The following is an 18,869-nucleotide window of genomic DNA, read 5'->3' as shown; positions in this document are numbered from 1 at the left end:
GCACGGTGGATCTGGCGCTGAGCGAGGAGCAGGAGGCCGTACGACGGCTCGCCGAGGACTTCGTCGCGCGCGAGGTGACCCCGCACGCCGCGGCGTGGGACCGCGCCGAGGAGGTCGACCGGGCGATCGTCAAGAAGCTCGGCGCCGTCGGCTTCCTCGGGCTCACCGTCCCGGAGGAGTACGGCGGGTCGGGCGGCGACCACCTCGCGTACTGCCTCGTGACCGAGGAGCTCGGGCGCGGCGACTCCTCCGTGCGCGGCATCGTCTCCGTCTCCCTCGGCCTGGTCGCCAAGACGATCGCCTCCTGGGGCAGCGAGGAGCAGAAGCGGGCCTGGCTGCCCCGGCTCGCCTCCGGGGAGGCACTCGGCTGCTTCGGCCTCACCGAACCCGGCACCGGGTCCGACGCCGGGAACCTCGCCACCAGGGCCGTACGGGACGGGGACGACTACGTCCTCGACGGCACCAAGATGTTCATCACCAACGGCACCTGGGCCGACGTCGTGCTGCTCTTCGCCCGCACCGGCGATGCCCCCGGCCACAAGGGCGTCTCCGCGTTCCTCGTCCCCGCCGACGCCCCCGGCCTCACCCGCCGCCCCGTCCACGGCAAGCTCGGCCTGCGCGGCCAGGCCACCGCCGAACTCGTCCTGGAGGGCGTCCGCGTCCCGGCCGACGCGATGCTCGGCCCCGAGGGCAAGGGTTTCACCGTCGCCATGTCCGCCCTCGCCAAGGGGCGCATGTCGGTCGCCGCTGGCTGCGTCGGTATCGCGCAGGCCGCCCTGGACGCCGCCCTGCGGTACGCGGGGGAGCGCGAGCAGTTCGGAAAGCCCATCGCCTCCTACCAGCTCGTGCAGGAGCTGATCAGCGACATCGCCGTCGACGTGGACGCCGCCCGGCTGCTCACCTGGCGGGTCGCCGACCTCGTCGACCGGGGCCAGGACTTCGCGACCGCCGCCTCCAAGGCGAAGCTGTACGCCTCCGAGGCCGCCGTCCGCGCCGCGAACAACGCCCTCCAGGTCTTCGGTGGCTACGGCTACATCGACGAGTACCCGGTGGGCAAGCTGGTCCGCGACGCGCGGGTGATGACCCTGTACGAGGGCACGACCCAGATCCAGAAGCTGATCATCGGACGGGCACTGACGGGGGTGTCGGCCTTCTGACCCCCGGCCCGGCCTCCGCCTCCCCTGGGGACCGCTTCTGAGTACGTCGCTGAGTACGCGGACGGATGTGGCACCCGCCACATCCGGCCCATGCTGTCCGGCATGAGCGACACACCCGTCAAGCAGCAGAACACCGCCGCCTACTACACGCAGGCCGTCCTCTCCTTCGGGATCGCCCTCGCCGCCGTGGCCGTCGGGATCTTCCAGTTGGAGGCGAGCGCCTGGGTGCGGGCCTTCCTCGCCGTCTCGGTCCTCTACCTCACGACCTCGGCCTTCACACTGGCGAAGGTCGTCCGTGACCGCCAGGAGGCCGGGCAGATCGTCAGCCGGGTCGACCAGGCCCGCCTCGAGAAGCTCCTCGCCGAGCACGACCCCTTCCAGAAGCTCTGAGCCGTCGGAGCCCCGCGCCGCGGCCGCTGATCTCCCCCGTCGCCCTCTAAGCGCTTGCTCACCCTCGTTGTATGGTGTTCGTTCTGACGGGGTCGAGAAGGAGTGCGGGATGAGCGCGGCGGAGGAGACCCCCGGGGTCGAGGACGTGCCCTGGGGCGAGGTCACGCCCGAGGCTGCCCGGCGGCTGCTGGTGGCCGCCGTCGAGGCGTTCGCCGAGCGGGGCTACCACGCCACCACCACCCGGGACATCGCCGGCCGGGCCGGGATGAGCCCGGCCGCGCTCTACATCCACTACAAGACCAAGGAAGAACTGCTCCACCGGATCAGCCGGATCGGGCACGACCGGGCCCTGGACATCCTCACGGCCTCCGCCGACGCCGACGGCACGGCCGCCGAGCGCCTCGCCGACGCCGTCCGCTCCTTCGTCCGCTGGCACGCGGAACGCCACACGACGGCCAGGGTCGTCCAGTACGAACTCGACGCCCTGGGCCCCGAGCACCGCGCCGAAATCGTCGAACTGCGCCGCGAGTCCGACGCGGTGGTGCGCCGCATCATCAACGAGGGCGTGGCGGCGGGCGAGTTCGACGTCCCCGACGTGACCGGAACGACGGTCGCCGTGCTCTCCCTCTGCATCGACGTCTCGCGCTGGTTCAACACCCAGGGCCGCCGGACACCCGACGAGGTCGGCGCGCTCTACGCCGACCTCGTGCTCAGGATGGTCGGCGCTCAGAAGTAGTAGCGGGAGACCGACTCGGCGACGCAGACCGGCTTCTCGGAGTCCTCGCGCTCCACGGTCACCGCCGCCGTCACCTGCACGCCGCCGCCCGCCTCCTCCACCTTCGTCAGGACGGCCGTGGCGCGCAGCCGCGAGCCGACCGGCACGGGAGCGGGGAAACGCACCTTCTCCGTGCCGTAGTTGATGCCCATCTTCATGCCCTCGACCCGCAGGACCTGCGGGACGAGGGCGGGCAGCAGCGACAGCGTCAGATAGCCGTGCGCGATCGTCGTGCCGAACGGGCCCGAGGCGGCGCGCTCCGGGTCCACGTGGATCCACTGGTGGTCCCCGGTCGCCTCCGCGAAGAGGTCGATCCGCTTCTGGTCGACCTCCAGCCAGTCGCTGTGCCCCAGCTGCTCGCCGACCCCCGCACGCAGCTCGTCGGCGGAGGTGAAGATCCTCGGCTCGGCCATGTTCCTGATCCCTTCTGGTACGGCGTACCCCGTGGGGTACGGCATACCCAACGGTCGGTATCTAAGCGCTTGCTCAGCATGTGGGGATGAGGGGTGCGCTGTCAACGGACCCGAAGGTGCATCGTCCACGGACCAGTAGGGTCGCCGGGTGCCGCAGATTCCAGAGAAAATCCACGAACTCACCGTCGGCCAGCTCTCCGCCCGTAGCGGGGCCGCCGTCTCCGCCCTCCACTTCTACGAGGCGAAGGGGCTCATCAGCAGCCGCCGCACCAGCGGCAACCAGCGCCGCTACGGCCGTGACACCCTGCGCCGGGTCGCCTTCGTGCGCGCCGCACAGCGGGTCGGGATCCCGCTGGCCACCATCCGCGAGGCGCTCGCGCAGCTCCCCGAGGAGCGGACCCCCACGAACGACGACTGGGCGAGGCTCTCGGCCGCCTGGCGCACCGAACTCGACGAGCGCATCAAACAGCTCGGCCGGCTCCGCGACCACCTGACGGACTGCATCGGCTGCGGCTGCCTCTCGCTGGAGACCTGCGTCCTGTCCAACCCGGACGACATCGTCGGCGAACGGATGGTGGGCTCCCGCCTGCTGCCGGTCCGCCGACCCGGCGCGGACGGCACGCCCGCCTCCTGAGGGCGGACGCCGCCGACGGAGCGTCACGGCCGAGGGTGACCCGGCGGGGCGACACCGGCCGGGCGCCACCGGTGGGGGCGCGGGGAGCGTCTGGCGCCCCCCGGCGCTCACGCGGCCGACGCCAGCGACCGGGGGCGCTCCCCGCGGGCGCGGGCCAGCGCCCCCGAGGTCAGCACCGCACGTGGTACGCCCACCCCGCAGTCCCCGCAGACCGGCCCCGACGCCGGTGCGAACGTGTCGCCAGGGCCGGCCCATTCGATGTGCGGCCCGGCGCACACCGGGCACCCCTCACCGGGTCCACCCTCCAGAGCCGTGATCAGCCGCCGCAGCACCTCCGGCAGCGGGTCCGACGGATGCACCGCGGGATCGCCGCACCGGACCACGCCGTTGCCGCCCCAGACCCGCCGGTGCCAGTCGTCGAGCGCCCCGGGCCGGCGCAGGCCCTCGTGCTTCTCCCGCCGCCGCCGGGCGGCGAACCTCTCCTCGTACGCGAGCCACAGGGCCCGCGCCTCCTCCAGCTCGTCGAGCGCGGCGATCAGCCGCCCGGGGTCGAGCTCCCGGTCCTCGGGTCCGAACCTGTGCCGGCGGCACAGGTGGTCCCACGTCGCCCGGTGCCCGTACGGCGCGAACCGCTCCAGGCACTTGCGCAGCGAGTACCTGCGCAGCGCCGTGTCGCACTCCGGATCGCGCACCTGTCTCGCGAGACTCCGGAAACCGGCCATCTCCCGCCACCTCCGTCGCTGGTCCTTCCGTGGTATCAGAGGGACGAACGAGCGCGCCGTCGTGTTCCATCGGCATACGGAAGACATCCATCAATGGCGCGGAAGGGGCCCCTGTGACCCTGCCCCGCCCATGCGTCCGCCGAGGCCGGGCAGGCCCCTGACCAGCACCTGACGGCCCATCCGGGGCCGGTACGCCCGCGCGTGGCCGTGGCCGGAGTTCGGCCGGGACCGGTGACGCCCCGGTCAGCGCAGCCGTGCCGCCGTGATCCGGGGGAAGTGGATGAGGAGGTCGTACGCCGTGGCGAGGCGGACCGGAGCGACGGCGCCGGGCCAGGGGTACGCGGTCCCGACGACGCGGCTCGGCCGGTGGCTGCCCAGCCAGGCCCGCGCCGCCGGTGTCGTGCGCCGCAGGTCCAGGTAGAAGGCGTCGGGCGCGACCCGGTCGAGGGTGTGGGCGTTGCTGTCGGGGCCGAGCGTGCCGACGGTGAAGGACCGCAGCGGCTCGCCCGGGGCCTCGGTGTCGTGGGCGTTGAAGGAGCCCTGCCCGAAGGAGGCCCCGACGCTCACGTAGTCCCGCCCGAGGGCGTCCCGGAGGAACGCGCCCTGGAGCCGCGGGTACTGGTCCGGCTTCGTGGTCTCGTACCCCACGTGCCCGTTGTGCGCGGAGAGCAGGATCCGGTCGCCGGTCCGCCGCTGCCACCACACGGTGTTCTCGGCCATGACCCGGTCCCGGTAGAGCATCGCCGCGGCGACCCCCGCGTCCGTCAGGAGGTCGTGCGCGTACTCCGTGCCGACCTGGGCGATGGCCCGAGCGTGCTGGACGGCCCACGCGGCGGCCTCACGGGCGCGTGCGTCCTTCCCGGGGCTCTGACGCTCCAGGAGGGCGAGGGCGGTGTTCACCTCGGCGGCCATCCGCTGCCGTTCGGCCCGCGGCCTGGTCATGTACGCCCTCATCCACGCCTCCACCCCACCCGTGGGGCGCGAGGCCCGGTACAGCTCCTGGAAGCGGGGGAGGAGCGCCGGGTGGACGCGGGCCACGTACGAGGTGACCTCGTCGAAGACGTTCCCGCCCGCGTAGCCGAGGTCGTTGCCCATGAAGCGGACCCGGTGCCCGGGGTGGAGCTCGTTGTGCCGCCGCATCCAGCGGAAGAGGTCGAGGTACTCCTCGGTGTTCCAGAGTCGGTACGACTCCTGGAACTCGTCCCGCATGATCTTCCGGATGTCCCCGCGGCCGGTGGTCACCCATTCGTCCACGAGCAGTCCGGTGGACCAGCTGGTCTCCAGGGCGAAGGTGGTGAAGCCCCGTCGCTCCACGAGGTGTTCGAAGATCCGGTGCTTGGCGGTGAAGAACTCGGCCGAGCTGTGGGTGGCCTCGCCGATCCCGACGACCTTGGCCGAGCCGATCATCCGGTCGAGCGGGCGCAGGTCGGTCAAGGGCTCTGCGGTACGGGCGAGTTCGCGCGCGGGGTCGGGCGCGGCCGGGGCGGTGGCGGCGCCGGCGGTGGGCGCCAGGGTGCCGAGGCAGGCGGCGAGCAGGAGTCCGACGAGGGGCAGGCGGCGGCGTAAGGAGAGGTTCATGGGGCCAGCGTGGTCGGCGGGACGCCCGGGGGACATCCCGCCCGCACCCCGGTCGACCGGGGGGACAACCCCCGCCGACTCTCCACCTGCCCCCGAATCTCCCGCCACCTCGGGCGACCGGAGAGCCCTCGCCCGGTCGCCCGCCGCCTCAGCGGTAGAGCAGGTACTCCTCTCAGCGGTAGAGCAGGTACTCCTCCCGCACCGCCCGGAAGGCCGCCAGGTCCGCCTGCCACGCCCCCACGGTCTCGTCGACGCCCGCGCCGGCGTCGATCAGTGTCCGTACCCGGGTCGAACCGGTCAGCTTGTCGATCCAGTGGTCCGCCCGCCAGGCGAAGCCGGGCCAGGAGCTCCGGGCCGTGACCAGGAGCCCGATCCCGGTCCGTACCGGGTCGAAGGAGACCCGGTCGTGGACGTGCAGCTGCACCCCGCCCACCGTCCTGCCCTGGAACTTGGAGAACGTCGGCGCGAAGTACGCCTCCCGGAACCGGACCCCGGGCAGGCCCAGCGCGTTCGCCGCCTCCGCCCACCGGCGGTCGATCCCCTCGGCACCGAGGAGTTCGAAGGGGCGGGTGGTGCCCCGCCCCTCGGACAGGTTGGTCCCCTCGAAGAGGCAGGTGCCGGAGTAGACGAGCGCGGTGTCCGGCGTCGGCATGTTCGGGCTCGGTGGCACCCAGGGCAGTCCGGTCGCGTCGAAGAACGCCGAGCGCCGCCACCCCGACATCCGGACCGTCTCCAGGGCGACGGGTGAGGTCAGGAACTCGCCGTTGAACAGCCGGGCCAGTTCGGCCACCGTCATGCCGTGCGCCTGCGCGATCGGCTCGCGTCCGACGAACGTGGCGAACGCCCGGTCCAGGACCGGGCCGAGCGCCGCCCGCCCGGTCACCGGGTTCGGCCGGTCAAGGACCACGAACCGCTTCCCGGCGAGCGCGGCGGCCGCCATGCAGTCGTACAGCGTCCAGATGTAGGTGTAGAAGCGGGCGCCGACGTCCTGGATGTCGAGGACGACCGTGTCCACCCCCGAGGCGGTGAAGACGTCGGCGAGCGGCTGTCCGCTCTTCAGGTACGTGTCGTAGACGGGCAGTCCGGTCGCCGGGTCGTCGTACCGGCCCTCGGAGCCGCCCGCCTGGGCCGTGCCGCGGAAGCCGTGCTCGGGCCCGAAGACGGCGACCAGGTCCACCCGGTCGTCGGCGTGCATCGCGTCCACGATGTGCCGCGCGTCGCGGGTGACGCCGGTCGGATTGGTGACGACCCCGACCCGCTCGCCGGCGAGGAGGGCGTACCCGTCGGCCGCGAGCCGCTCGAATCCGGTCCGTACCCGCGGCCGGTCCGACTCCTCCCCGGCCGCCGAGGCGGTGGGGGCGGTGGCCGCCACCGCCCCCAGCGCGCCTCCGGCGGCCAGCAGACTCCGTCGCGACAGGTTCATGCGGAAACCTCCTCGATGGCCGGCCCCGGCGGGGGCGCGTGACATGGGCACGCACGCTAGCGCTCACGGCGCCCCCGGGGAACGAGGCGTGCGGGACCCGTCCGCTCCGGCTCCTCCGCCACCCCCGCCCGGTCTCTTCCCTCCCGACATACCGACCGGTTAGTCTGCCGGTCGACAGATCAGGGTCGTCATCGCGGAGAGGTGGACCACGCCATGGGTGCGGGTACGAGCGGGAGCACGGGCGCGAGTGTCGTCCAAGGCGCCGGAGTCGTCGTCACGGGAGCGGGCGGAGGCATCGGCGCCGCCCTCGCCCGCCGGTTCGTCGCCGAAGGAGCCCGGGTCGTCGTCAACGACCTCGACCCCGTCCGCACCAAGGCCGTCGCCGAGGAGATCGGCGCCCTCGCCGTCCCCGGGGACGCCTCCACCGTCGTCGACGAGGCCCGCGAGGCCCTCGGCGGCACCGTCGACATCTGGTGCGCCAACGCCGGACTGTCCTCGCCCGGCGACGCCTTCGCCGACGAGGACGTGTGGGCCGCCGCCTGGGACGTCAACGTCATGGCCCATGTCCGCGCCGCCCGCGCCCTCCTCCCGGAGTGGCTGGAGCGCGGCAGCGGCCGGTTCGTCTCCACCGTCTCCGCCGCCGGACTGCTCACCATGATCGGAGCCGCGCCCTACAGCGTCTCCAAGCACGGCGCGTACGCCTTCGCCGAATGGCTCTCCCTCACGTACCGGCACCGCGGCCTCAAGGTGCACGCCATCTGTCCCCAGGGCGTCCGTACGGACATGCTCACCTCCGCCGGAACGGCCGGCGAACTCGTCCTCGCCCCGACCGCCATCGAGCCCGAGGCCGTCGCCGACGCACTGCTCGACGCCGTGGCGGCCGACCGTTTCCTCGTCCTGCCGCACCCCGAGGTCGCCGGCTACTACCGCAACCGGGCCACCGACCCCGAGCGCTGGCTCGGCACGATGAACCACCTTCAGCAGGCCTGGGAGACGGGCGCCCGATAGCCCCCGGACAGGCACCCGTCGGCGCCGCCCCCGGCGGATGGGAAGATCTACCGGCGGGAACACGTTCCCCATGACCGAAAACGATCACCACGGAAGGCGGCGGAGCATGGCCAGGACGACGGACGGGAGCGGTACGCCCGTCCCCCAGAGGCTCCTCGCCGCCGCCACCCGGCTCTTCGCGGAGCAGGGTTACGACCGCACCTCCGTCCAGGAGATCGTCGAGGCCGCCGGGGTCACCAAGGGCGCCCTCTACCACTACTTCGGCTCCAAGGAGGATCTCCTCCAGGAGGTCTACTCCCGCGTCCTGCGGCTCCAGCAGGAGCGCCTCGACGCGTTCGCCGACGCCGACGCGCCCGTCGAGGACCGGCTGCGCGACGCCGCGGCCGACGTCGTCGTGACCACCATCGAGAACCTCGACGACGCCGCCATCTTCTTCCGCTCCATGCACCACCTGAGCCCCGAGAAGAACAAGCAGGTCCGATCCGAGCGGCGCCGCTACCACGAACGGTTCCGCGCCCTGATCGAGGAGGGCCAACAGGCCGGGGTGTTCTCCGCCGCGACCCCCGCCGACCTGGTCGTCGACTACCACTTCGGCTCGGTGCACCACCTCTCCACCTGGTACCGCCCGGACGGCCCGCTCACCCCCGAACAGGTCGCCGGCCACCTCGCCGACCTCCTGCTCCGGGCGCTCCGTCCCTAGGGGCCGTACGGGAGAGGGGCCCACGACCGGTCTCGGTCGTGGGCCCCTCTCCCCGTACGGCTACAGGTACTTCTTCAGCTCCCGCCGCGCCAGCGACCGCTGGTGCACCTCGTCCGGCCCGTCCGCGAGCTTCAGCGTCCGCGCCGCCGCCCACAGCTCGGCCAGCGGGAAGTCCTGCGACACCCCGCCCGCACCGTGGGCCTGCACGGCCTTGTCGATGATGTCGACGACCGCCCGGGGGGTCGCGATCTTGATGGCCTGGATCTCGGCGTGGGCGCCACGGTTGCCGACGGTGTCCATCAGCCAGGCCGTCTTCAGGACGAGGAGCCGCAGCTGCTCGATCGTCACCCGGGCGTCCGCGATCCAGTTCTGTACGACGCCCTGCTGGGCGAGCGTCTTGCCGAAGGCGGTACGGGAGACCGCGCGTCGGCACATGAGCTCGACGGCCCGCTCCGCCATCCCGATGAGCCGCATGCAGTGGTGGATGCGACCGGGGCCGAGCCGCGCCTGTGCGATGGCGAAGCCGCCGCCCTCCTCGCCGATCAGGCTCGCGGCCGGGACCCGGACCCCGTCGAAGACCACCTCGGCGTGCCCGCCGTGGGAGTGGTCCTCGTACCCGTACACCCGCATCGCGCGCCGCACCTCCACACCGGGGGTGTCGCGCGGGACGAGGATCATCGACTGCTGCCGGCGGATGTCGGCGCCGTCGGGGTCGGTCTTGCCCATGACGATGAAGATCCCGCAGTCCGGGTTCATGGCCCCGGAGATGTACCACTTGCGGCCGTCGACGACGTACGAGTCGCCGTCGCGCCGGATCCGCGTCTCGATGTTCGTCGCGTCGGAGGACGCCACCTCAGGCTCGGTCATCGCGAACGCCGAGCGGATCTCGCCCGCGAGGAGCGGCTCCAGCCACTGCTTCTTCTGGGCCTCGTCGCCGAACTGGGCGAGCAGCTCCATGTTCCCGGTGTCGGGGGCCGCGCAGTTGAGGGCGGTGGGGGCCAGGTGCGGGCTGCGGCCGGTGATCTCGGCGAGCGGCGCGTACTGGAGGTTGGTGAGCCCGGCCCCGTACTCGGCGTCCGGAAGGAAGAGGTTCCAGAGGCCCTGCCGCTTGGCCTCGGCCTTCAGCTCCTCCACGACCGCGGGAGTGTCCCAGGGGGAGGCGAGCAGGGCGCGCTGTTCCTCGGCGGTCTCCTCGGCCGGGTACACATGCGCGTCCATGAAGGCGAGGAGCTTCGCGCGGAGCTCCTCGGTGCGCGCGTCGTAGGCGAAGTCCATGGTGGTTCAGCCCTCCTGAAGGGTGGTCAGGCCGTGCTCGATGAAGACGGGGACGAGGTCGCCGATGCGGTCGAAGCCGGCGCCGACGGTCTGCCCGAGGGTCCAGCGGTAGTGGATGCCCTCCAGGATCACGGCGAGCTTGAACCAGGCGAAGGCCGTGTACCAGGCGAGGGCGCTGGTGTCGCGGCCCGAGCGGGTCGCGTAGCGCTCGACGAGTTCGGCGGCGCTCGGGTGCCCGGGGGCCGTGGCGGTCGTGGAGACGGGGGAGTCCGGCAGGTCGAGCGGCGTGCTGTACATGACGAGCAGGCCGAGGTCGGTGAGCGGGTCGCCGAGCGTGGACATCTCCCAGTCGAGGACGGCCCGGATGCGGTCCTCCCCGTCGATGAGCACGTTGTCGAGCCGGTAGTCGCCGTGGATCACCGTGGGCGCCGGAGACACCGGGAGCGATCGCCCGAGAGCGGCGTGCAGCTCGTCGATCCCGGCGAGGTCCCGGCCGCGGGACGCGTCGAGCTGCTTGCCCCAGCGGCGCAGCTGCCGGTCGAGGAAGCCCTCGGGGCGCCCGAAGTCGCCGAGCCCGACGGCGGCCGGGTCCACGGCGTGCAGGTCGACGAGGGTGTCGACCAGGCCGAGGACGGCGGCGCGGGTGCGCTCGGGGCCGAGCGGGGCGAGTTCACCGGCCGAGCGGTACGGGGTGCCCTCGACGAACTCCATGACGTAGAAGGGCGCCCCGAGCACGGAGTCGTCCTCGCACAGCAGCAGCGTCTCCGGGACGGGTACGGCGGTGGTGTGCAGGGCGCTGATGACGCGGTGCTCGCGCCGCATGTCGTGGGCGGTGGCGAGGACGTGGCCGAGCGGCGGCCGGCGGACGACCCAGCGCCCGGTGCCGTCGGTCACGACGTACGTCAGGTTCGACCGGCCGCCCTCGATCAGCCGGGGTTCGAGGGGGCCGGACACCAGGCCGGGGCGCTCGCGGTCGAGGAAGCGGCGCAGCTGCTCGGGGTCGAGGCCTGGCGGCGGGGCGGAACTCATACGTGCGTACCTCCGGATCGGCTTCGGTCGGCGTTCATGATGACCGACCAGTCGGTATGTCGTCCAGAGGGGTGCGGGGAAAGCGCGCGGCCGCGACGCTGTTCGCGGTCTAGCCCCCGGTCGTGTCCCTGAATAGGGTTCACATATGGATGCGAAGCTGATCGTCGACGAAGTCCGGCTCACCCCGATCCTCATCTCCGACCCGCCTCTCCTCAACGTCCAGGGAGTGCACCAGCCCCACACCCCCCGGCTGGTGGTCGAAGTGATCACCCGGGGAGGCGTCAGCGGCCTCGGGGAGACCTACGGCGACGCCGTGTACCTGGACCTCGCCCGGCCCCTGGCCGAAGCACTGCCGGGGCACGTGGTCACGGACGTGAACACCCTCTTCGCCCTGGCCGCGACGACCGATCCGGCCGTCGGTGACGGGGAAGCTGTCACGGGCGTCGACGCGGCCGGCCTGCGCGGGGTCCGGACCGCCGACAAGCTCCGCCTCTCCGTCGTCTCCGCCTTCGAGACCGCCTGCCTCGACGCGCTCGGCAAGACCCTCGGTCTCCCCGTCCACGCCCTGCTCGGCGGCAAGGTCCGGGACAGCGTCGAGTACAGCGCCTATCTCTTCTACCGCTGGGCCGAGCACCCGGTCGCGGACGGCCGGGACCGGCCGACGGACGACTGGGGCCCGGCCCTCGACCCCGCCGGAATCGTCGCCCAGGCCCGCCGCTTCGACCGCCTCCACGGCTTCCGGTCCTTCAAGCTCAAGGGCGGGGTCTTCGAACCCGAGCGGGAGATCGCCGCGATCCGGGCGCTGGCCGAGGCGTTCCCCGGCCGCCCGCTCCGGCTCGACCCCAACGGCGCCTGGTCGGTGGAGACCTCGCTGGCCGTGGCGCGCGAACTCAACGGCGTACTGGAGTACCTGGAGGATCCCGCGAGCGGCACCGACGCCATGGCCGAGATCGCCGCCCGCACCGACGTGCCCCTCGCCACCAACATGTGCGTGACCACCTTCGAGGAGGTCCCGGAGGCCTTCGCGAAGGGGGCGGTACGGATCGTCCTCTGCGACCACCACTACTGGGGCGGGCTCCGGCGCACCCGTGAACTCGCCGCGCTCTGCCGGACGTACGGCGTCGGGCTCTCCATGCACTCCAACACCCACCTGGGCATCAGCCTCGCCGCCATGACCCAGGTCGCCGCCACCCTGCCCGAACTGCACCACGCCTGCGACACCCACTACCCGTGGCAGACCGAGGACGTCGTCACCGCCCGCCCCGTCTTCCGGGACGGACGGCTCACCGTCTCCGACGCCCCCGGCCTCGGCGTCGATCTCGACCGCGCCGCACTCGCCACCCTGCACCGCCGCTGGCTCGACGACGACGGCACCCTGAGGAACCGGGACGACAGGGCGGCCATGCACAGGGCGGACCCCGACTGGACCCAGGGGAGCTGGTGACCCAAGGGCCCTACCCGCCCCGGCCGCCCCCGGCTCGCCTACCTGCCCCGGCGCCGGCCGACTGGCACTCTTCCCTTGTCCCGTCGGGCTCTCGACCAGGGGAACTCCTGTGTCTGCCACCGATCCCCATGTGGTCGCGGAAAGCCGGGACCGCGCGCCGGTCCGGGCCCCGCCACCCCGGCGCCGGTCACCAGATCATCGCCGCCCCGAAGACGGCGAGCGCGATCGTGCACCCGGTCGCCAGCACGGCGCCCCGGGACGAGAGGGGGTGCGGCCTCGCCGCGCTCAGGGACCGGATCCGCCCGTGGGAGACGACCAGGAAACCGATCCACACCAGCGCCGACAGTGCGAGCCCCGTCAGTCCCACCGCCGTGATGTCGTCCTGGACGGCCAGTTTGACGGCGAGGACCGCCACCACCGTGCACGACAGGGTCGTTCGCCGCCACGCGAGTCGCGTCCGCTCCGGCTGGAGCCCCGGATCGCGCACGTCCCCCGCCGCGTCCCCCGCGTCACCGGCGTGACTCCCCCCGGCCCCCGCATCGCGGGCCTCCGTCACCGCCCCGCCCAGCCGAAGAGCACGACCACCACCATCGCGAGCGCCACCACCGCCACCGCCAGGCTCAGCACGGCGGGGAACCGGGACCCGGGCAGGTCCTCACCGCGCCGCATGGCCCGCTCGCAGCGCACCCAGTGGTTCACCGCCCGCAACGCGCACAGCACCCCGGCCGCGAGCAGCGTGAGCGCCAGCCCGACCCGTACGCCCCAGCGCAGGTCCGGCAGGAACTGGTCCACGGCGAATCCGCCACCGACCAGGGCGAGCGCGGTCCGGATCCAGGCGAGGAAGGTCCGCTCGTTGGCGAGGGAGAAACGGTAGTCGGGGGTCTCTCCCTCGTCCCGGATGCGCTGCGGGGCGAACCACAGCCGCAGGCTCTGTACGAAGTCGCTCACACGTGCACCCTAGCGGTCGGCCGAGCGGCCCGGCCGGGGCCCGCCGCCCGCCTCCAGCGCCCGCAGCCGCTCGTACGCGGCGAGTCCGTCCGGCACCCAGTCCCAGCTGCCGAGCCGCTCGGCCAGCTCCCCGTCGGTGAGGAAGCCGTGCCAGGCGACCTCCTCCACCTGCGGGTCGACGGGCAGCTCGCAGCGGACCTCGTACACGGCCGACCACCACTTCCCGGCCACGCCCTCGGAGTCGTACAGGAAACGCAGGACCGGTTCGGGGCGGGGCAGCCCGGAGACCCCGAGCTCCTCCTCCGCCTCCCGCAGCGCGGCCTCGTCGTAGGACTCGCCCGCACCGACGACCCCGCCGACGAACATGTCGTACCGGGAGGGGAAGACGAGCTTGGTCGGGGTCCTGCGGTGGACGAAGACCCGGCCCTCGGCGTCCCGGACCCGGACGAAGACGCAGCGGTGGATCAGACCCCGCGCGTACACCTCACCGCGCGGGGCCCGTCCGATCACCCGGTCGTGCTCGTCGACGACATCGAGAATCTCTTCAGCGGCGCTCATGCCGCCATCCAAGCAAACGCGCCCCCGGACCCGGCGCGCCAGGACGTGTCCGACCTGTCCGACCCTCGGCACGGTCGGCAGGAGAAAGCCGGGACGGGGTCGGAACGGCCAAACGGTTGACTCGATACATCCGTGTATCCAAGATGCGGTCCATGTCCTACGACGCTGATGTGATCGTGATCGGGGCCGGCCTCGCCGGGCTCGTCGCCACCGCCGAGCTGGTCGACGCCGGCCGCACCGTGATCCTGCTCGACCAGGAACCCGAACAGTCCCTCGGGGGCCAGGCCCACTGGTCCTTCGGCGGTCTCTTCCTGGTCGACTCGCCCGAGCAGCGCAGGATGCGCGTCAAGGACAGCCACGCCCTCGCCCTCCAGGACTGGTACGGCACCGCCGGCTTCGACCGGACCGAGGACCACTGGCCGAGGAAGTGGGCCGAGGCGTACGTCGACTTCGCCGCGGGCGAGAAGCGTTCCTGGCTCCACGCGCGCGGGGTGCGCTTCTTCCCCGTCGTTGGCTGGGCCGAGCGCGGCGGCTACGACGCCACCGGTCACGGCAACTCCGTACCCCGCTTCCACATCACCTGGGGTACGGGCCCCGGCCTCGTCGCCCCGTTCGAGCGCAAGGTCCGCGAGGGCGTCGCCCGCGGCCTCGTCCAGCTCCGCTTCCGCCACCGGGTCACCGCCCTCGGCCGCACCGCGGGAGCCGTCGACACCGTCACCGGCGAGATCCTGGAACCCTCCACCGCCGCCCGCGGCACCGCCAGCACCCGCACGCCCACCGGCACCTTCGACCTGCGCGCCCAGGCCGTGATCGTGACCTCCGGCGGCATCGGCGGCAACCACGACCTGGTCCGCGCGCAGTGGCCGGAGCGCCTGGGCACCCCGCCCGCCCGGATGCTCTCCGGGGTCCCCGCCCACGTCGACGGACTGATGCTCGGCATCGCCGAGAAGGCGGGCGCCCACCACATCAACCGCGACCGGATGTGGCACTACACCGAGGGCATCGAGAACTGGAACCCCATCTGGGCCCGGCACGGCATCCGCATCCTGCCCGGACCGTCCTCGCTCTGGCTGGACGCCACCGGCAAGCGGCTGCCCGTCCCGCTGTTCCCCGGCTTCGACACCCTCGGCACCCTCGAACACATCATGCGGACCGGCCACGACCACACCTGGTTCGTCCTCGACAAGAGGATCATCGGCAAGGAGTTCGCCCTCTCCGGCTCCGAGCAGAACCCCGACCTCACCGGCAAGTCGATCCGCGACGTCATCGGCCGCGCCCGCGCCGACGTGCCCGGCCCGGTGCAGGCGTTCATGGACAAGGGCGTCGACTTCATCGTCGAGAACGACCTCTCCGCCCTGGTCCGGGGCATGAACGCGCTCACCGACGAGCCGCTGATCGACGAGGCCGCCCTCCGCCGCGAGATCACCGCCCGCGACCGCGAGATCGCCAACCCCTTCACCAAGGACCTCCAGGTCACGGCGATGCGAGGCGCCCGCAAGTACCTGGGCGACAAGCTCATCCGCACGGCGAGCCCGCACCGCATCCTCGACCCCAAGGCGGGCCCGCTGATCGCCGTCCGCCTCAACATCCTCACCCGCAAGTCCCTCGGCGGCCTGGAGACCGACCTCGACTCCCGCGTCCTGACCGCGGGCGGCGAGCCGCTGGAGGGCCTGTACGCGGCGGGCGAGGCGGCGGGCTTCGGCGGCGGAGGAGTGCACGGCTACCGCTCCCTCGAAGGCACCTTTCTCGGCGGCTGCGTCTTCTCGGGCCGCGCGGCGGGCCGTGCGGCGGCGAGAGCGGTGGCCTGAGGAGGCATCGGGCGGGGCGGCTCCGGACCGCCCGCCCCGCCCGTGAGCCCTACAGCACCAGCGAAAGCAGCAGCACGAACACGATCCCCACGACCGAGATGATCGTCTCCATCACCGACCAGGTCTTGATCGTCTGACCGACGGTCATACCGAAGTACTCCTTCACCAGCCAGAACCCGGCGTCGTTCACATGGCTGAAGAAGAGCGAACCCGCACCGATCGCCAGCACGAGCAGCGCCGTCTCGCTCGTCGACATACCCGCCGCGAGCGGAGCGACCAGCCCGGCGGCCGAGATCGTCGCCACGGTCGCGGAACCCGTCGCCAGCCGGATGGCGACCGCGATCAGCCAGGCGAGGAGCAGCGCCGGTATGGACCAGTTCTCGGAGAACTCCAGGATCATCCGACCGACGCCGATGTCGATGAGGGTCTGCTTGAAGCCGCCGCCCGCGCCGACGATCAGCAGCACGCCCGCGATGGGCGCGAGGGACTTCTCGACGGTCGAGGACAGCCGGTCCTTGGTGAAGCCGGCCGCGCGGCCCAGCGTGAACAGGGCCACCATGACGGCGGCGAGCAGCGCGATCAGCGGGGAGCCGATGACGTCGGTGACCTTCTGGACGCCGTTCTCCGGGTCGGCGACCACGATGTCGACGAGCGCCTTCACCAGCATCAGGACGACGGGCAGCAGCACGGTCGCGACGGTGACACCGAAGCCGGGACGCTTCTCCAGGTCCTCGGAGGGCCGGGCCGGGATCATGTGCTCGGGGGCAGGGATGTCCACCCAGCGGGCGGCGTACCGGGAGAACACCGGACCGGCGATGATCACGGTCGGAACGGCGACGACCAGTCCGAGGGCCAGGGTGACGCCCAGGTTCGCGCCGACCGCGTCGATCGCGACGAGCGGGCCGGGGTGCGGCGGGATGAGCCCGTGCATGACGGACAGGCCGGCCAGGGCCGGGATGCCGATCCGCATCAGGGAGTAGTTCCCCCGCTTGGCGACCATGAGGACCACCGGGATCAACAGCACGATGCCGACCTCGAAGAAGAGCGGCAGACCGATCACGGAGGCGATGAGGACCATCGCCCAGGGCATGGCCTTGCCCCCGGCCCTGGCCAGGATCGTGTCGACGATCTGATCGGCGCCTCCCGAGTCGGCGAGGAGCTTGCCGAGGATCGCGCCGAGGGCGATCAGCACGCCCACGCCGGCGACGGTGCTGCCGAGCCCGGCGGTGAACGACTTGATGGTGTCGGCGAGCGGCGCCCCGGCGAACGCGCCGAGCGCGAGCGAGCCGATGGTCAGCGCCAGGAACGCGTGCAGCTTGAACCTGGTGATGAGCAGGACGATGACGGCGATGCCGGCGAGCACGGCGATCCCGAGCTGGGCGTTGCCCGCCGAGGTGATCGGCTCGGCGGCGTCCGCTGCCAGCATCTCGACGTGGAGACTGGGCACGGTGGAGTCCTTCGTACGAGCGGGGGGACGGGGACGGACGAGAGGTCAGCCGGCCAGGCCGCGCAGCGCGGCGACGGCCCGGGCGGCGACGTCCTCGGGGGTGCCGGAGACGTCGACCGCGACACCGGCCTCGTCGTCCTCCAGCGGCTGCAGGGTGGCGAACTGGGAGTCGAGGAGCGCCGTCGGCATGAAGTGGCCCGTGCGGGAGCCCATGCGCCGCTCGACGAGGTCCCGGTCGCCGGTCAGATGGAGGAAGACCACGCCGGGGGCCGCGGCGCGCAGCCGGTCCCGGTACGCCCGCTTCAGCGCGGAGCTGCTCACCACGCCGCCGAGCCCGGCCCGGTCGTGCGCCCAGGCGCCGATGGCGTCGAGCCAGGGCCCCCGGTCGGTGTCGTCCAGGGGGATGCCGGCCGACATCTTGGCCACGTTCGCCGCCGGGTGGAAGTCGTCGCCCTCCGCGTACGGAAGGCCGAGCGCTTCGGCGACCAGCGGGCCGATCGTGGTCTTGCCGGTCCCGGCGACGCCCATCACGACGACGACCGTCCTTGTCCTGGGCTGCGGGGTGGTGCTCATGGGGGTGCCTCGCTGTCTTCTTCGACATCGATCCGTCGTGCTCATGAAACCCATGGAGTACGACGTATTCAAGAGGCTGTGACTAAAAAGTAGTACTTTTAATCCGAGGGGTGATCACCCGGGCGGGCCCGCATAGGCTTGCCACCATGACGACACCGGCCCGGGGACTCCACTCCCACGTCCTCGCCACCCTGGGTCTCGCGATCACCGCGGGGGAGTACCCGCCCGGCACGGTGCTGCGCACCGACGAGGTCGCCCTGCGCTTCGACGTCTCCCGGACCGTGGTCCGCGAGGTCGTCCGCGTCCTGGAGTCCATGCACCTCGTCGAGTCCCGCCGCCGCGTCGGCGTGACCGTCCTCCCCACCGTCAGCTGGAACGTCTACGACCCCCAGGTCATCCGCTGGCGCCTGGCCGGCGCCGACCGCCCCCGTCAGCTCCGCTCCCTCACCGTCCTGCGCTCGGCCGTGGAGCCCGTCGCCGCCGGCCTGGCCGCGGAGAACGCCACCCCGGGCCAGTGCCGCGAGCTCACCGAGCACGCCCTCGGGCTCGTCGCCACCTCGCGCGGCCGACGCCTCGAGGAGTACCTCGTCCACGACATCGCGTTCCACCGGGTCGTGCTCGACGCGTCGGGCAACGAGATGTTCGCCCGCCTCGGCGACGTCGTCGCCGAGGTCCTCACCGGCCGCACCCACCACCACGTGATGTTCGAGGACCCCGACCCGGCGGCCGTCACCCTCCACGTCCAGGTCGCCGAGGCCGTACGGGAGCGGGACGCGGCCCGCGCGGAGGAGCTCACCCGCCAGATCGCGGTCGGCGCCCTCCGGGAACTCGACGTCCTGGCCCCCTGAGGCCCCGGGCGCCCGCCGGACTCCGCACCGGCTCAAGCTCTGAACTAGCTCAAATATGGGCGTTCAGTGACATGCGCCACAGTCAGGTGGCCCCCCTTGCCGTGAGGATGTCCGCTGGCCGTGCCGGGAGACCCCCACG

20 protein-coding genes are annotated in these 18,869 nt (G+C 72.5%); 9 read left to right on the top strand and 11 right to left on the bottom strand.

The features are described from left to right. Positions 1–5: 5 nt before the first annotated feature. The 3 genes from ABZ567_RS25880 to ABZ567_RS25870 all read left to right on the top strand — a co-directional run bounded on the left by ABZ567_RS25880 (position 6) and on the right by ABZ567_RS25870 (position 2,283). The gene (locus ABZ567_RS25880) at positions 6–1,157 is read left to right on the top strand and encodes an acyl-CoA dehydrogenase family protein (RefSeq protein ID WP_360793940.1); all 1,152 of its coding nucleotides are present in this window, start codon (positions 6–8) and stop codon (positions 1,155–1,157) included. A 102-nt stretch (positions 1,158–1,259) separates the two neighbouring features. Further along, positions 1,260–1,547 carry a YiaA/YiaB family inner membrane protein gene (locus ABZ567_RS25875; RefSeq protein ID WP_360793938.1) on the top strand — a complete coding sequence of 96 codons (288 nt, stop codon included), beginning with the start codon at positions 1,260–1,262 and terminating at the stop codon, positions 1,545–1,547. Between the two features lie 109 nt (positions 1,548–1,656). After that, complete coding sequence (locus tag ABZ567_RS25870; protein WP_360793936.1) at positions 1,657–2,283, top strand: TetR/AcrR family transcriptional regulator; 627 nt, start codon at positions 1,657–1,659, stop codon at positions 2,281–2,283. Here the strand turns inward: ABZ567_RS25870 and ABZ567_RS25865 are convergent. After that, entirely contained in the window at positions 2,274–2,735 is a 462-nt protein-coding gene (locus ABZ567_RS25865; RefSeq protein WP_360793934.1) for a MaoC family dehydratase, read from the bottom strand. The genes ABZ567_RS25870 and ABZ567_RS25865 overlap by 10 nt on opposite strands. A gap of 148 nt (positions 2,736–2,883) precedes the next feature. Between ABZ567_RS25865 and soxR the strand changes: the two genes are divergently transcribed. Then, positions 2,884–3,369 (top strand): redox-sensitive transcriptional activator SoxR, encoded by a 486-nt coding sequence (soxR, locus tag ABZ567_RS25860; protein ID WP_360793932.1) that lies wholly within the window; start codon positions 2,884–2,886, stop codon positions 3,367–3,369. 107 nt (positions 3,370–3,476) lie between these two features. Here soxR and ABZ567_RS25855 read toward each other — a convergent pair whose 3' ends face one another. The 3 genes from ABZ567_RS25855 to ABZ567_RS25845 form a co-directional block, all read right to left on the bottom strand. After that, positions 3,477–4,091: a hypothetical protein gene (locus tag ABZ567_RS25855; protein WP_360793930.1), complete on the bottom strand. Its 615-nt coding sequence runs from the start codon at positions 4,089–4,091 to the stop codon at positions 3,477–3,479. Positions 4,092–4,334: 243 nt separating this feature from the next. Continuing rightward, on the bottom strand, positions 4,335–5,669 hold the full coding sequence (locus ABZ567_RS25850) for an erythromycin esterase family protein (protein ID WP_360793928.1): 1,335 nt from the start codon (positions 5,667–5,669) through the stop codon (positions 4,335–4,337). A 172-nt stretch (positions 5,670–5,841) separates the two neighbouring features. Beyond that, complete coding sequence (locus tag ABZ567_RS25845) at positions 5,842–7,092, bottom strand: DUF1343 domain-containing protein (protein ID WP_360793926.1); 1,251 nt, start codon at positions 7,090–7,092, stop codon at positions 5,842–5,844. Positions 7,093–7,305: 213 nt separating this feature from the next. Between ABZ567_RS25845 and ABZ567_RS25840 the strand changes: the two genes are divergently transcribed. After that, positions 7,306–8,100 carry an SDR family NAD(P)-dependent oxidoreductase gene (locus ABZ567_RS25840; RefSeq protein WP_360793924.1) on the top strand — a complete coding sequence of 265 codons (795 nt, stop codon included), beginning with the start codon at positions 7,306–7,308 and terminating at the stop codon, positions 8,098–8,100. 106 nt (positions 8,101–8,206) lie between these two features. Beyond that, on the top strand, positions 8,207–8,800 hold the full coding sequence (locus ABZ567_RS25835) for a TetR/AcrR family transcriptional regulator (protein ID WP_250763908.1): 594 nt from the start codon (positions 8,207–8,209) through the stop codon (positions 8,798–8,800). A gap of 60 nt (positions 8,801–8,860) precedes the next feature. Here ABZ567_RS25835 and ABZ567_RS25830 read toward each other — a convergent pair whose 3' ends face one another. Further along, positions 8,861–10,075 carry an acyl-CoA dehydrogenase family protein gene (locus ABZ567_RS25830; RefSeq protein WP_360793922.1) on the bottom strand — a complete coding sequence of 405 codons (1,215 nt, stop codon included), beginning with the start codon at positions 10,073–10,075 and terminating at the stop codon, positions 8,861–8,863. 6 nt (positions 10,076–10,081) lie between these two features. After that, on the bottom strand, positions 10,082–11,104 hold the full coding sequence (locus ABZ567_RS25825) for a phosphotransferase family protein (protein WP_360793920.1): 1,023 nt from the start codon (positions 11,102–11,104) through the stop codon (positions 10,082–10,084). A gap of 145 nt (positions 11,105–11,249) precedes the next feature. On the opposite strand from ABZ567_RS25825, the gene ABZ567_RS25820 reads away from it, so the two are divergent. After that, on the top strand, positions 11,250–12,548 hold the full coding sequence (locus ABZ567_RS25820; protein WP_360793918.1) for a glucarate dehydratase family protein: 1,299 nt from the start codon (positions 11,250–11,252) through the stop codon (positions 12,546–12,548). 187 nt (positions 12,549–12,735) lie between these two features. On the opposite strand, the gene ABZ567_RS25815 is transcribed toward ABZ567_RS25820, so the two are convergent. From ABZ567_RS25815 to ABZ567_RS25805, 3 genes are all read right to left on the bottom strand, one after another. Continuing rightward, positions 12,736–13,035, bottom strand: coding sequence for a DUF202 domain-containing protein (locus ABZ567_RS25815; protein WP_360793916.1), 300 nt, complete (start codon positions 13,033–13,035; stop codon positions 12,736–12,738). 65 nt (positions 13,036–13,100) lie between these two features. Next, positions 13,101–13,496 carry a DUF202 domain-containing protein gene (locus ABZ567_RS25810; protein WP_360793914.1) on the bottom strand — a complete coding sequence of 132 codons (396 nt, stop codon included), beginning with the start codon at positions 13,494–13,496 and terminating at the stop codon, positions 13,101–13,103. 9 nt (positions 13,497–13,505) lie between these two features. Further along, positions 13,506–14,054, bottom strand: coding sequence for an NUDIX domain-containing protein (locus tag ABZ567_RS25805; RefSeq protein ID WP_360793912.1), 549 nt, complete (start codon positions 14,052–14,054; stop codon positions 13,506–13,508). Between the two features lie 152 nt (positions 14,055–14,206). Here ABZ567_RS25805 and ABZ567_RS25800 point away from each other — a divergent pair, with 152 nt between their 5' ends. Further along, the gene (locus ABZ567_RS25800; RefSeq protein WP_360793910.1) at positions 14,207–15,862 is read left to right on the top strand and encodes an FAD-binding dehydrogenase; all 1,656 of its coding nucleotides are present in this window, start codon (positions 14,207–14,209) and stop codon (positions 15,860–15,862) included. Between the two features lie 49 nt (positions 15,863–15,911). On the opposite strand, the gene ABZ567_RS25795 is transcribed toward ABZ567_RS25800, so the two are convergent. Next, positions 15,912–17,309 carry a gluconate:H+ symporter gene (locus ABZ567_RS25795; protein ID WP_360793908.1) on the bottom strand — a complete coding sequence of 466 codons (1,398 nt, stop codon included), beginning with the start codon at positions 17,307–17,309 and terminating at the stop codon, positions 15,912–15,914. 45 nt (positions 17,310–17,354) lie between these two features. Beyond that, a complete protein-coding gene (locus tag ABZ567_RS25790) occupies positions 17,355–17,882 on the bottom strand; it encodes a gluconokinase (protein ID WP_360793906.1) in 528 nt (175 codons plus the stop codon). Positions 17,883–18,028: 146 nt separating this feature from the next. Between ABZ567_RS25790 and ABZ567_RS25785 the strand changes: the two genes are divergently transcribed. Then, positions 18,029–18,730 (top strand): FCD domain-containing protein, encoded by a 702-nt coding sequence (locus ABZ567_RS25785; RefSeq protein ID WP_360793904.1) that lies wholly within the window; start codon positions 18,029–18,031, stop codon positions 18,728–18,730. Positions 18,731–18,869 lie beyond the last annotated feature (139 nt).

The organism is Streptomyces sp. NPDC016459 (assembly GCF_040632845.1).
Taxonomy (GTDB): Bacteria; Actinomycetota; Actinomycetes; order Streptomycetales; family Streptomycetaceae; genus Streptomyces.
This window is presented reverse-complemented; position numbering and strand designations above follow the sequence as displayed.

Coding starts and splice junctions, on each gene's coding strand:
- ABZ567_RS25790 (WP_360793906.1), bottom strand. CDS start 17,882: ATGAGCACCACCCCGCAGCCCAGGACAAGGACGGTCGTCGTCGTGATG.
- ABZ567_RS25825 (WP_360793920.1), bottom strand. CDS start 11,104: ATGAGTTCCGCCCCGCCGCCAGGCCTCGACCCCGAGCAGCTGCGCCGC.
- ABZ567_RS25840 (WP_360793924.1), top strand. CDS start 7,306: ATGGGTGCGGGTACGAGCGGGAGCACGGGCGCGAGTGTCGTCCAAGGC.
- ABZ567_RS25865 (WP_360793934.1), bottom strand. CDS start 2,735: ATGGCCGAGCCGAGGATCTTCACCTCCGCCGACGAGCTGCGTGCGGGG.
- ABZ567_RS25835 (WP_250763908.1), top strand. CDS start 8,207: ATGGCCAGGACGACGGACGGGAGCGGTACGCCCGTCCCCCAGAGGCTC.
- ABZ567_RS25845 (WP_360793926.1), bottom strand. CDS start 7,092: ATGAACCTGTCGCGACGGAGTCTGCTGGCCGCCGGAGGCGCGCTGGGG.
- ABZ567_RS25785 (WP_360793904.1), top strand. CDS start 18,029: ATGACGACACCGGCCCGGGGACTCCACTCCCACGTCCTCGCCACCCTG.
- ABZ567_RS25830 (WP_360793922.1), bottom strand. CDS start 10,075: ATGGACTTCGCCTACGACGCGCGCACCGAGGAGCTCCGCGCGAAGCTC.
- ABZ567_RS25820 (WP_360793918.1), top strand. CDS start 11,250: ATGGATGCGAAGCTGATCGTCGACGAAGTCCGGCTCACCCCGATCCTC.
- ABZ567_RS25855 (WP_360793930.1), bottom strand. CDS start 4,091: ATGGCCGGTTTCCGGAGTCTCGCGAGACAGGTGCGCGATCCGGAGTGC.
- ABZ567_RS25800 (WP_360793910.1), top strand. CDS start 14,207: ATGTCCTACGACGCTGATGTGATCGTGATCGGGGCCGGCCTCGCCGGG.
- ABZ567_RS25850 (WP_360793928.1), bottom strand. CDS start 5,669: ATGAACCTCTCCTTACGCCGCCGCCTGCCCCTCGTCGGACTCCTGCTC.
- ABZ567_RS25870 (WP_360793936.1), top strand. CDS start 1,657: ATGAGCGCGGCGGAGGAGACCCCCGGGGTCGAGGACGTGCCCTGGGGC.
- ABZ567_RS25805 (WP_360793912.1), bottom strand. CDS start 14,054: ATGAGCGCCGCTGAAGAGATTCTCGATGTCGTCGACGAGCACGACCGG.
- ABZ567_RS25875 (WP_360793938.1), top strand. CDS start 1,260: ATGAGCGACACACCCGTCAAGCAGCAGAACACCGCCGCCTACTACACG.